Source organism: Halochromatium sp. (assembly GCF_054919635.1).
Window position 1 is genome coordinate 1 of record NZ_JBUDPI010000098.1, and the last position, 10,751, is coordinate 10,751.

14 protein-coding genes, 1 tRNA gene and 2 pseudogenes are annotated in these 10,751 nt (G+C 63.0%); 9 read left to right on the top strand and 8 right to left on the bottom strand.

From position 1 onward, the window contains the following. A pseudogene (locus tag ACY693_RS07975) lies at positions 1-285 on the top strand (tRNA (adenosine(37)-N6)-threonylcarbamoyltransferase complex transferase subunit TsaD); the annotation flags it as partial. Positions 286-460: 175 nt separating this feature from the next. Here the strand turns inward: ACY693_RS07975 and plsY are convergent. After that, a complete protein-coding gene (plsY, locus tag ACY693_RS07980; RefSeq protein WP_462321301.1) occupies positions 461-1,141 on the bottom strand; it encodes a glycerol-3-phosphate 1-O-acyltransferase PlsY in 681 nt (226 codons plus the stop codon). A 162-nt stretch (positions 1,142-1,303) separates the two neighbouring features. On the opposite strand from plsY, the pseudogene folB reads away from it, so the two are divergent. Both folB and folK read left to right on the top strand, forming a co-directional pair. Then, positions 1,304-1,645 (top strand): annotated as a pseudogene (gene folB / locus ACY693_RS07985) (dihydroneopterin aldolase); the annotation flags it as partial. A gap of 151 nt (positions 1,646-1,796) precedes the next feature. After that, on the top strand, positions 1,797-2,444 hold the full coding sequence (gene folK, locus ACY693_RS07990; protein WP_462321302.1) for a 2-amino-4-hydroxy-6-hydroxymethyldihydropteridine diphosphokinase: 648 nt from the start codon (positions 1,797-1,799) through the stop codon (positions 2,442-2,444). A 44-nt stretch (positions 2,445-2,488) separates the two neighbouring features. On the opposite strand, the gene ACY693_RS07995 is transcribed toward folK, so the two are convergent. From ACY693_RS07995 to ACY693_RS08015, 5 genes are all read right to left on the bottom strand, one after another. Beyond that, positions 2,489-3,286: an ABC transporter permease gene (locus tag ACY693_RS07995; protein WP_462321303.1), complete on the bottom strand. Its 798-nt coding sequence runs from the start codon at positions 3,284-3,286 to the stop codon at positions 2,489-2,491. Continuing rightward, positions 3,277-4,032, bottom strand: a complete 756-nt coding sequence (locus ACY693_RS08000) for an ABC transporter ATP-binding protein (protein WP_462321304.1) — start codon at positions 4,030-4,032, stop codon at positions 3,277-3,279. Before ACY693_RS08000 ends, ACY693_RS07995 begins: the two co-directional genes overlap by 10 nt. Continuing rightward, the gene (gene trmB / locus ACY693_RS08005) at positions 4,032-4,697 is read right to left on the bottom strand and encodes a tRNA (guanosine(46)-N7)-methyltransferase TrmB (protein WP_462321313.1); all 666 of its coding nucleotides are present in this window, start codon (positions 4,695-4,697) and stop codon (positions 4,032-4,034) included. The genes ACY693_RS08000 and trmB overlap by 1 nt, the downstream gene beginning before the upstream one ends. Before the next feature lie 323 nt (positions 4,698-5,020). Then, entirely contained in the window at positions 5,021-5,368 is a 348-nt protein-coding gene (locus ACY693_RS08010) for a hypothetical protein (RefSeq protein ID WP_462321305.1), read from the bottom strand. Between the two features lie 122 nt (positions 5,369-5,490). After that, positions 5,491-5,784: a nucleotidyltransferase domain-containing protein gene (locus tag ACY693_RS08015; RefSeq protein WP_462321306.1), complete on the bottom strand. Its 294-nt coding sequence runs from the start codon at positions 5,782-5,784 to the stop codon at positions 5,491-5,493. Between the two features lie 240 nt (positions 5,785-6,024). On the opposite strand from ACY693_RS08015, the gene ACY693_RS08020 reads away from it, so the two are divergent. Together ACY693_RS08020 and ACY693_RS08025 are read left to right on the top strand one after the other, a co-directional pair. After that, positions 6,025-6,219 carry a hypothetical protein gene (locus ACY693_RS08020; protein WP_462321307.1) on the top strand — a complete coding sequence of 65 codons (195 nt, stop codon included), beginning with the start codon at positions 6,025-6,027 and terminating at the stop codon, positions 6,217-6,219. Then, a complete protein-coding gene (locus tag ACY693_RS08025; protein WP_462321314.1) occupies positions 6,219-6,413 on the top strand; it encodes a hypothetical protein in 195 nt (64 codons plus the stop codon). Before ACY693_RS08020 ends, ACY693_RS08025 begins: the two co-directional genes overlap by 1 nt. A gap of 17 nt (positions 6,414-6,430) precedes the next feature. Here the strand turns inward: ACY693_RS08025 and ACY693_RS08030 are convergent, their stop codons facing one another. Together ACY693_RS08030 and thiS are read right to left on the bottom strand one after the other, a co-directional pair. Further along, positions 6,431-7,228 carry a thiazole synthase gene (locus ACY693_RS08030; protein WP_462321308.1) on the bottom strand — a complete coding sequence of 266 codons (798 nt, stop codon included), beginning with the start codon at positions 7,226-7,228 and terminating at the stop codon, positions 6,431-6,433. 374 nt (positions 7,229-7,602) lie between these two features. Further along, positions 7,603-7,803 carry a sulfur carrier protein ThiS gene (gene thiS / locus ACY693_RS08035; protein WP_462321309.1) on the bottom strand — a complete coding sequence of 67 codons (201 nt, stop codon included), beginning with the start codon at positions 7,801-7,803 and terminating at the stop codon, positions 7,603-7,605. Between the two features lie 179 nt (positions 7,804-7,982). Here thiS and ACY693_RS08040 point away from each other — a divergent pair, with 179 nt between their 5' ends. The 4 genes from ACY693_RS08040 to ACY693_RS08055 all read left to right on the top strand — a co-directional run. Beyond that, positions 7,983-9,803 (top strand): AMP-dependent synthetase/ligase, encoded by a 1,821-nt coding sequence (locus ACY693_RS08040; protein WP_462321310.1) that lies wholly within the window; start codon positions 7,983-7,985, stop codon positions 9,801-9,803. A gap of 130 nt (positions 9,804-9,933) precedes the next feature. Continuing rightward, a tRNA-Gly gene (locus ACY693_RS08045) sits at positions 9,934-10,007 on the top strand. A gap of 13 nt (positions 10,008-10,020) precedes the next feature. Then, positions 10,021-10,332, top strand: a complete 312-nt coding sequence (locus tag ACY693_RS08050; protein WP_462321311.1) for a putative signal transducing protein — start codon at positions 10,021-10,023, stop codon at positions 10,330-10,332. A gap of 13 nt (positions 10,333-10,345) precedes the next feature. After that, positions 10,346-10,751, top strand: a 406-nt coding sequence (locus ACY693_RS08055; RefSeq protein WP_462321312.1) for an AsmA family protein, incomplete at its 3' end; no start/stop codon positions are given.

The following is a 10,751-nucleotide window of genomic DNA, read 5'->3' on the forward strand; positions in this document are numbered from 1 at the left end:
ACCCTGCTGATCAAGTGCCGGCGAGCGGTTGAGGCAGCGGGGGCCGACCGCTTGATCATGGCCGGTGGGGTCAGCGCTAATCGGCGGCTGCGGGCGTGCATGGACGAGCAGATGAGCGCGCGTGGGGTTGCTGTGTTCTATCCGCGGGCTGAGCTCTGCACCGATAACGGTGCCATGATTGCTCTGGCGGGACATGAGCGCTTGGTAGCTGGTCAACAGGAGGCCTTGGCCTTCGGTGCGCGGCCGCGCTGGGCGCTCGATGAGCTGCCACCGCTCTCAGGCTAATGCAGCGGGCGGAGCGCCACATCGGAACATGAAACGGGGCGGAGGTTTGGGGTGACGCCAGGAGGCACAGCTTTGGGTCCTATTGGCTCACTTACTACAAGCGCGCTGTTTCACGGGAACGGAGCTAATCCAGGCTGGCTAATCCAGGCAGTTGAGTGTTCTTGGTCGCTCGCGCTCAGGATGGATCGATCTCGGTCTGGCTGACGGTCTCCTGCGAGCCGATGTGGCCTTCGGTTCCCGAGAGCAGATTGCGAATGTTGCTGCGATGACGCCAGAACAGGATTAGGCTCATCAGCGTCTGCATCCCAACTAAAATACCGGTCCCGCTGTCGGCGTGCAGTGGCCAGAGCAGCCAGACGAACAGCGGCGCAGCGGCCATGGAGACCAGCGCCGAGGCCGACGAGACCTTGAGCACCTTAGCGACGAAGAGCCAGAGGGCGGCGACGGCGGCGCCGATTGGCAGGAACAATCCGAACTGCACGCCGAGCGCGGTGGCCACACCCTTACCGCCCTTGAACCCGAAGAAGACCGGGTAGAGGTGGCCGAGAAAGGCGGCGAGCGCGACGGCGGCGAGGAGCCAGGCATTCGTGTCGACCAGGCCGATGGCGCCAAGCAGATGGGCGGCGAACATGGGCAGAAAGCCTTTCAGACTGTCGCCGAACAGGGTAATCGCGGCGGCCTTGCGTGCCTTGGGTCCCCCAATGCGTAGCACATTGGTTGCGCCGGGGTTGCCTGAGCCCAGGCTGCGGGGGTCAGGCAGGCCCATGATATTGCAGACGATGATCGCGCTCGAGATCGAGCCGAGCAGGTAGGCGCAGGCGATCAGCGCAAGGTTGGAGAAGAGTAGTGCGTCCATGGAGCGGCATTTGACGGTTTAGACAGGGGTGCGGTCAAGCATTGCGTTGGTCGCGTCGACAGTCTGCCTGGCCTGATGGGTTGCAAATGCTGGTGACGGCGCCAGAATGCCTGCCAGCGAAGGCTCTGCTTCGGGCAGCGCATGCAACAGGGGGCGAGAGGCATGGATATCGTGTTCATCAAAGGGCTGCGCATCGAGACCGTTATCGGCATCTACGAATGGGAGAAGACGATGCGCCAGCCCGTCGTGCTTGACATCGAGATGGGCACCGACGTGCGTCGCGGTGCCGCGAGCGACCGGATCGACGAGGCGTTGGATTACAAGGCGGTCTCGAAACGGCTCAAGCAGTTCGTCGCCGATTCCCGGTTTGAGCTCGTCGAGACCCTTGCTGAGCGCTGTGCAGCGATCATCCTCGATGAGTTCTCGGTGCCTTGGGTGCGTCTGACCTTGAATAAGGTCGGCGCGGTGAGCGATGCCGAGGGTGTGGGAGTCATCATCGAGCGGAGGCCTTCATCGGATGCGATGGACTCCAGCGTCGATGCGGCGAACGATAGTGCTGGGTCGACGAATGCTGGGTCGACGAGCGCTGGCTTGACGAATTCAGGCGCGGTCGACTCAGGCGCGACGAATGTCGAGCGCGGCTAGGTAGGCTAAAATGAGGGTGCGGGTAAACTGGGAGCATGTGCCGGTGATGGCTGCTGCTGAAGGGCACCCGATCGATGCCGCTGGCTCAGTGCGCCGCTGCTGGATCAGCCTGGGTAGCAATCTCGAGCGTGAGACATCAATCCGGGGAGGGATTCAGGGGCTGCGCCAGGCCTTCGGCGCACTGATCTTGTCGCCGGTCTACGAGACCGAGGCGGAGGGCTTCGATGGTCAGCCGTTCCTGAATCTGGTCGCTGGTATCGAGACAGCGCTGAAGGTGGGTGAGATTCGGGCCGTCCTGCGCCGCATCGAGGCCGAGCATGGCCGCGAGCGTGGTGGCGAGCGCTTTGCGCCGCGCACGCTCGATCTCGACCTACTGACCTATGGCGACTGCGCCGGTGAGATCGACGGCTATCTGATCCCCCGCGACGAGATCCTGCGCTATGCCTTTGTGCTCTGTCCGCTGGCCGATGTAGCGCCCGACGAGCGGCATCCGACCGATGGGCGCCGCTATGCCGAGCTGTGGCGTCAGCTTCTGGCGCGTCTTCGCGATGAGCGTTCTGCTCAGCCCAGAGTGATCTTGCCGCGCGCCCCCTTAAGCGAGACGGCCAGCGACTGGCTTCCGCTGCGGCGGTATGCGTTGGATCTCAGCGAGCCTTAACTGCGGATTCGATTGAATCGCTGTGAGTCAGCGCGAAGCCTGGATTAGACGGTCCGCAGCCGCTCCAGCCGCAACCGATGCCGACCATCGAACAACCGCCGGGCACCGATCCAGACCGCCGCAACGCTGCCGAGTCCGGTGCCGCCGGCGATCAGGAACATGATCAGCAGCTGATACTTGGCCGCCTCCATCGGCGGACTGCCGGCCAGGATCTGGCCGGTCATCATGCCGGGCAGACTGACCAGGCCGGCGGTGGCCATGGCGTTGGTGATCGGGATCAGGCCGGCGCGCAGCGCCTCGCGACGGATGTCAGCGATCGCCTCGCTCCAGGTTGCGCCGAGCAGCAGCCGCGCCTCGATGCGATTGCGGGCTTCCCAGGCCTGCCGTGTGAGGCCGTCCAGTGCCACCGCGATGCCGTTCATGGTGTTGCCAAGCAGCATGCCGAGCAGCGGGATCAAGTATTGCGGCTGATACCAGGGGGTTACGCCAACGATGACCGTGAGCGCCAGCACTGTCACGCTGAACGAGGACAGGAACATCGAGAGCGCGCCGATGCCGTAGCCCCAGACGCCGCGGAAGCGCCGCCGCTGTCGTGCCATCACCTCCCAGCCGGCGACCGAGAGCATCATCAGTGCAAGTAGTCCGATGAAGACGGGATCGGTGGTGTTGAACAGCGCCTTCAACACCAGTCCAAGCAGCACCAGCTGCACCGCGCTGCGCGCGGCGGCGATCAGGATGCGCCGTTCGATACCGAGGTGCAGGCGCCAGGAGAGCGCGGCGAGCAGCAGTACCAGACCAGCCGCGAGCGCCAGGTCGAACGGACTCAGGGAGATCAAGTCCATGCGCGGGAGACCTCGGCGGATTCACGTGGTGGGTCGGGCTGCTCCGGTATGAGGCGGCCGCTGTCGATGACGACGCAGCGTCCGCCCGCGGCTCGCGCCAGACGCCGGCGCTGATCGGGATCGTGGCTCACCCAGAGGACGGCCGCGCGCTCGGTCCGACGGTAAGTCTCGATGACGTGCTCGGCCTGCTGACGATTGGTTGGGTCCAGATTAGCGGTGGCCTCGTCCAGCAACAGCGCCTGTGGGCGATTATGCAGCAGGCGCGCCAGTGCCAGGCGTTGGCGCTCGCCGGTCGAGAGCCGCTGTACGTCCCAGTCGAGCACATCGGCCCCGAAACCGAGCTGCCCGAGCAGGTCCAGCAATGGCCGGCCCTCGGCTCGGCGATGCTCGGCCTGTGCGCTAGCGCTTGCAGTCTTGGGATCAGCGCCCTCGCCAGCGGCTGGTCCAACGGATGCTGTCGCCGCGGACGCCGCGAAATGCGGGCCAACACGATCGGCCCACCAGCCGCTTTCGGCTGGCAGAAGGCCGACGCGCTGACGCCACTGCGGTGCTTGGATGCGCGAGCGCGGCTGGTCGTCGAGCAGCACCTCGCCCTGATTCGGGTCGAGGTCGGCGATGGCGCGCAGCAGCAGGCTCTTGCCCGAGCCCGAGGGGCCTGAGATGAAGAGCAGTTCGCCAGCGTCGATGTGCAGATCGACCGGTGCAAGGATGCGTGGCTGCAACCCTGAGAGCGTTAACGCAGCCATCAGCGGCGCCGATAGATGAGGTCATGCACCTGATGGCCCAGGCGTTGACCGCGACGCTCGAACTTGGTGAGCGGCCGTTGCGGCGGGCGTGCGCTGAACTGACCCGGCCCAGCACAGTTCTCGAACAGCGCGTTGGCATCCTCGAGTATGGTCAGCATCCACTCGGCGTAAGGGGTCGAATCCGTGGCCAGGTGAAAGATCCCACCGGGGCGCAGTGCCTGGGCGACTGCAGCGACAAAGCTGGGCTGAACGATACGGCGCTTGTGATGGCGCTTCTTCGGCCAGGGGTCAGGAAAGAACAGCTGCACCCGATCCAGGCTGCCAGGGCGCAGGCCGGTCCCGAGCAGGGCTGTCGCATCAGTGCGCAGCACCCGCACATTGGACAGCCCCTGCTGCTCGAGCAAGAGCAACAGATGACCAACGCCGGGTCGGTGGACCTCGAGGCCGATGAAGCCATGCTCCGGTGCGGCCGCAGCCATGCTCGCCAGCGATTCGCCATTGCCGAAGCCGATCTCGAGCGTGATAGGAGCTGGGCTTGCCTGATCAGCGGCAAATAGCGCCTGTGGATCGAGCGTCTCGCCAGGCGCCCAGTCGACGCCAAAGCGCGGCCACAGCTCACGAAAGGCGCGCTCCTGGCCAGCCGTCAACCGCCCCTCGCGCAGCACGAAGCTGCGAACCGGGCGCGGTACCCGCTCGCGCGACGCGGCACTGGTTGGACCAGTAGCCGGGTCTGCTGTTGGATTGCCGGCCAGATTGGTCGCTAGACTGGCAGCTAGATTGGCAGCATCGCTCGCTGAGCTGACCATGGTCTCGGTAGGATGGTTCTCTGAGCCCGCTGCTGGCTCGGTCGCATTGCCGGCATCTGCATTATTGAGGTTCAAGGTCTTGCTCATCGCCTCATGTCAGCTCTCTCGAGTCGCGCGCTTGTGGGGGTCGCTTCAACTCAACCTCAACCCCAGGGCGTCGTGTAGGGGTGCATAGGCAGGGGTCATCGATTCTCAGCAACGAGCGTCCTCGCGACTTGGCCCAGCCGCTCGACAATGCTCAGAACGGCCGGGGTTTCTGAGTGGATGCTGTTGAGCAGGTCGGCAATCGTTTCCGAATCGGGATACTCATGGCCGACAGCATTGCGCAGACTGCGCTGCCGCTCCCAATCCGCGGTTGTTGTGACAATACCCTGCTTCTGCATCAGCGCGTGGAGTGCAAGAAAGCTCGCATCGGCCTTCGGCTCCAACTGCATACGCGCCAGCGCGCGCATCGCCGGGGCGAGCAGGTCCTGGCAACGCGCATAACGCACGGCCAGGGCATCGAGGCGCTCCTGATCGATTTGGCTCATCGCGCTCAGCCGGGCCGATGTCAGCGGGAAATGCCCCGCTAAATCGCTATGGGTATTGTGCAAGCGTGTCGCAGCTTGTCCCAACGCTTGCAGTGCTTCCTCTAACACTTGAGCACGCAGGCTCATAACCGTTGCCCCTCCGCCACCGCCTGGCGCATGAAGGCCGTCGGTGACCGGCGTCTCACCACGACGTCAACCGGTCGTTTCAGTCGCAGCTCCAACTCGTGACCACACGCCTGACGAGCGAGGAAGAGATTGTCCGCGGGCGGTACCGTCGGCTCGATATAGAGATCGCCATCACGACCGAAGGCGTGATCGTCAAGCGCCGAGCCAAATAAACAGATCGCACTGCCGCGCCCGAAGTGGGCCTCTACAGTGCTGCGAATCGCCTCGATTTCGCGGTTATTCAGTCTCATGCTGTCCCTCACTGGACCAGTATCTTCTTGCCATGCCCGAGCAGCCGTTCGATAGTTTGCTGAATCCCGATGAGCGCGGTTTGCAGCTTCGCCTCGGTCCCGATGCGGTTCGAGTCGACCCATCTCCATTTTCCATTGTTGCGCTGCCACCACCTTAAGAGTTATGACAGAGAAAACCGATCCTCGCGAAATGTGTGTACCACGAACAGGTTCCACAGCCGTCTTACCAGGAGCGCCATGATGTCCAATCATGCCGTGTCGTCATTCATCACTGTTGACGATTATCTGGCCGGCGAGGCCGAGTCGCCCATCAAGCACGAATATGTAGACGGCGAGGTCTTTGCGGTGGGCGGTGCCTCTGATGCGCATGTCACCATCGCGGCGACAAATTTGCCCGCTATCGCCTGCTCGATAGCCTGCAGGAACATGTCCTAATCGATTCGCGTCAGCAGGTGATCGAGGTCTTTCGTCGCCATGCCGATGGCTGGCTGCTGCAGCCAGTCGCCGAGGATGGCCGGCTGCAGCTGCAGACGCTGGATTGCGAGTGCACGATGGACGAGGTCTACGAGGATGTGACCCTGGAGCCGGTGATCGATGACCCAGACGGCGAGCCGATCAACACTCAGTAGACTACCCAGAAGACCGCCTAGAAGAAGGTCCCTTCAATCGGCGATGAGGCCGAGGCGAAGCGCTTTGCTGGCATGCGTCCAGCCAAGAAGGCCTCGCGCCCAGCCTCGATCCCCTTGCGCATCGCGCTGGCCATCAGCACCGGGTCCTTGGCTGCGGCGATTGCGGTGTTCATCAGCACGCCGTCGCAGCCGAGCTCCATCGCCACGGCGGCATCCGAGGCCGTGCCAACACCGGCATCGACCAGGATTGGTACGCTGGCATTTTCGACGATGGTGAGGATATTGAGCCGGTTGCGGATGCCGAGCCCAGAGCCGATGGGGGCCGCGAGTGGCATAACCGCACAGCAGCCGATGTCCTCAAGCTGCTTGGCGATGATCGGGTCATCGTTGGTATAGACCATCACATCAAAGCCATCGGCAACGAGCACCTTCGCGGCCTCGACGGTCTGCAGCACATCGGGGAACAGCGTCTTTTGATCGCCGAGCACCTCGAGCTTGACCAGCTTGTGGCCGTCGAGCAGCTCGCGCGCGAGCCGGCAGGTGCGCACGGCGCTGTCCACGTCGTAGCAGCCGGCGGTGTTGGGCAGGATGGTGTAGCGATCCGGCGGCAGCACCTCGAGGATATTTGGCTCGCCGGCGTTCTGGCCGATGTTGGTGCGGCGCACGGCGATGGTGACGATCTCAGCACCACTGGCCTCGATGGCCCGGGCGGTCTCGTCCATGTCCTTGTATTTGCCGGTGCCGACGAGGAGACGTGACTGGTAGTCGCGGCCGGCGATGGAGAAGCTGTCTGAGGCGGAGGTCGATACGGTCATTGGGAGGTTTGAGTCCAAAACGGTTTTGTCAGGGTAGTCTAAGGCGGTATGAGCTTTGACAGAAATCGCCTAAGGCGCTCGCTGGCCGCTAAGCGTTGATGTCAACGATGCTGTCGCTTACGTCCGATCGCCGACGCTGTGGCGACGAGCGTGGGCAATAGCGAGACAGTACGACAGCACGATAGCAGGACAGCATTGGCTTACAGTGGTGAGACGATAGCCGATCAGGTTGGTTCGCGGCGCTGAGGAATCTCAGCTTTAGCACCGCACGCATCCATCTTGGCGTTGGCTCCGCTGGCTGAGTGGTCTAGCCGCCGGCCCGCCAGGAAACATCAGCCAGGAAGCGTTCAAGCGTTCAGCGGAATCTCGGCACCTCAGCCGCCACCGACGGCATGGATGATCTCCACTGAATCTCCCGACCTGAGCTCATGCTCACCGAAGCGACTACGTGGCACCAGCTCGCGGTTGACTTCAACGGCCAGCCGACGGTCGGTGAGGCCAAGGTGGTCGATCAGGTCGGACATGTGCATCGCGTCCGGGATGGTCGTTGGGGTGCCATTGACCTGTATTTGCATCCTTAGAAAACTCCTGATAACGAACAATCGTGATGATGAAGGGGGTGATACCGCGCGAGATCCGGATTGGTGGGCAACGGGTTTTTTCACTAGACTCCGGCGCGGTCGAGAATCCAGAAGCGATGATCCCCAGAAGCGATGATCCCCAGAAGCGATGATCCAAAGAGGAGGCACCGCCAGTGAATCAATGGTCAGAGGATCTGATCTCCGTCGAGCACGCTTGCACGCTCGACGGGCTGTTTCATCAACGCCTACACCGATCCCCCGACCGCACCGCGTACCACTGGTTCGATCGCGCTGGGGACTGCTGGCAACGTCTTAGCTGGCGCGAGACCGCGGATCAGATCGCACGCTGGCGAGCGGCGCTGAGCGCCGAGGCCTTGAGTGCAGGTGACCGGGTTGCGGTGCTGCTGCGCAACTGCCCGGAGTGGGTGATCTTCGATCAGGCTGCGCTGTCGCTCGGGCTGGTGACAGTTCCGCTCTACACCGATGATCGGGCCGACAACGCCGCCCATATCCTACAGGATGCCGATTGTAAGCTGCTGCTGATCCAGGATGCCAACCGTTGGAAGCGCCTGGCGCCGGCGATCGGCGAAGCGCTCTACCCGGAGCGGGTTGTGATTCTCGATGATAGCGAGGAATCGCGTCGTGTTGCCGGTTATGACGAGCGCGTCGTGATTGCAACGAGCTGGCTGCCAGAGCGTGGCGAGTCCTGGCCACAACGCGTTGCCGATCCGCATTCGCTCGCAACGATCGTCTACACCTCGGGCACGACCGGCCGTCCCAAGGGCGTGATGTTGAGTCACTTCAATATCCTGGCGAACGCACATGCCAGCGTGACCATGCTCGACGTCTACCAAGAGGACGTCTTTCTGTCGTTCCTGCCGCTGTCGCATATGCTCGAGCGCATGGGCAGTTACTACCTGCCGATGATGACTGGTTCGACGGTCGCCTATGCGCGCTCGATCAATCAGCTTGCCGAGGATCTGCAGACCATTCGTCCCAGTGTGATCATCGCTGTGCCGCGCGTGTTCGAGCGGGTCTATCAACGCATCCAGGATCAGCTTGCGCGGCGCCGGAAGCTGCTGCGGCGGTTGTTCCATCTCGCGGTGCGAGTCGGTTGGATGGAGTTCGAGCGCCGCCAAGGGCGCCGCGGCTGGCATCCGCTGCTGCTGCTCTGGCCCTGGCTGCGGCGCAAGGTGGCGCGACCGGTGCTGGATCGGCTTGGCGGTCGTCTGCGGGCGGCGGTTAGTGGAGGTGCAGCGATGCCGTTTGACGTCGCGCATCTATTCATCGGTCTCGGGCTGCCACTGGTGCAGGGCTATGGCCTGACCGAGACGAGCCGGGTGGTCGCGGTGAATCCGCTCGAAGACAATCGGCCCGACAGCGTTGGCATCCCGCTGCGTGGCATCCAGGTGCGCATCGGTGCCGATGATGAGCTGCAGGTCAAAGGGCCTTGCAACATGCTTGGCTACTGGAATAATCATGTCGCGACCGCGCGCATGTTCACCGCCGACGGCTGGCTGCGGACCGGTGATCAGGCTCGGATCGACGATCGCCATGTCTATATCACGGGGCGCATCAAGGACATCCTGGTGCTCTCGAACGGCGAGAAGGTGCCGCCTGGGGATATGGAGATGACCATCGGCCTCGACCCACTGTTTGACCAGGTGCTGGTTCTGGGCGAGGGACGGTCCTTCTTGACCGCGCTGCTGGTGGTGAATACCGAGCTGTGGCCAGGACTGGCGCGTGAGTATGGGCTCGACCCAGAGCGCTCAGAAAGCCTCTCACATGTGCCGCTGTTGCGCGATATGCTCAAGCGCATCCGCGATGCGCTCGCCGACTTTCCGGGTTACGCCAAGGTGCGCCGGGTCACGCTGACATTGGAGCCATGGTCGATCGAGAACGGGATGTTAACGCCGACGATGAAGATCAAACGTAATCAGGTGTTGACAGAGTATCGGGACGCGATTGAACAGATGTATGCTGAACATCACTGAGATGAGCTGAGGGGCTGGTGCGACAAGCGAGCCTGTGCAAGCCGGCTCGGAAAACAGCGTTGCCGGTGCAGAGACCGTTTGCAGTGCCCGTTGCAGTGTCCCGGTCCTCGGTTCTACAATCGATCTCCCGGCGGGCGTAGTTCAATGGTAGAACAGGGGCTTCCCAAGCCTCTAATGTGGGTTCGATTCCCATCGCCCGCTCCACTCCGCACTGGTTATGCAGCAACTCTATCAGGCCGCCGACCGTATCGAGGCACAGCTGCTGTGTGATCTGCTTGATCGGCATGGTGTCGAGGCCCGAGTCTTTGGTGACTACCTCTCGGGCGCTGCTGGCGAGCTACCCGCCGATATCTATCCCAGCATCTGGGTGATCGAAGACCGCGATCTGCCGCGCGCCCAAACGCTGCTGAAGGGCTGGCTGGACGACAAGCGAGCCCGCGCTGAGGCGCGCTCTTGGGTCTGCCATGGATGTGGCGAGCTCGTTGATGGCAGCTTCGACCTCTGTTGGCGCTGCGGCAAGGAGCATTGAGGGACGTCTCCTGATGCCAAGATGGCTCAAGCTAACCCTAGGGCTCTTTGTCACGCTGCTACTGGCAGCGCTAGGTGTTGCCGCCCTCGCGCCGCTGCTGATCGATGAGCAGCAGCTGTTGGCGGATCTTGAGGCCGATATCAGTCTCTCACTCGGCCGTCCTACCCAGATTGAGTCCATCGAGCTGCTGCAGCTGTTGCCAATTCCGCGCCTTCGCCTCGAGAGGGTGAGTGTCTCTGAGAGCACTGTTGCTGATGCCCCGACCTTGGCGACCATCGAAGCCGTGCAGGCGGACGCCGCCATCTGGCCATTGGTGACGGGTCGCTTGGTCCTCGCCGAGGTGCTGCTCGATCGGCCGAGGGTCATGGTGTCGCTGGCATCGGCTCCATCGACTCCTTCGACGCAAGCGGCTGCCCCTT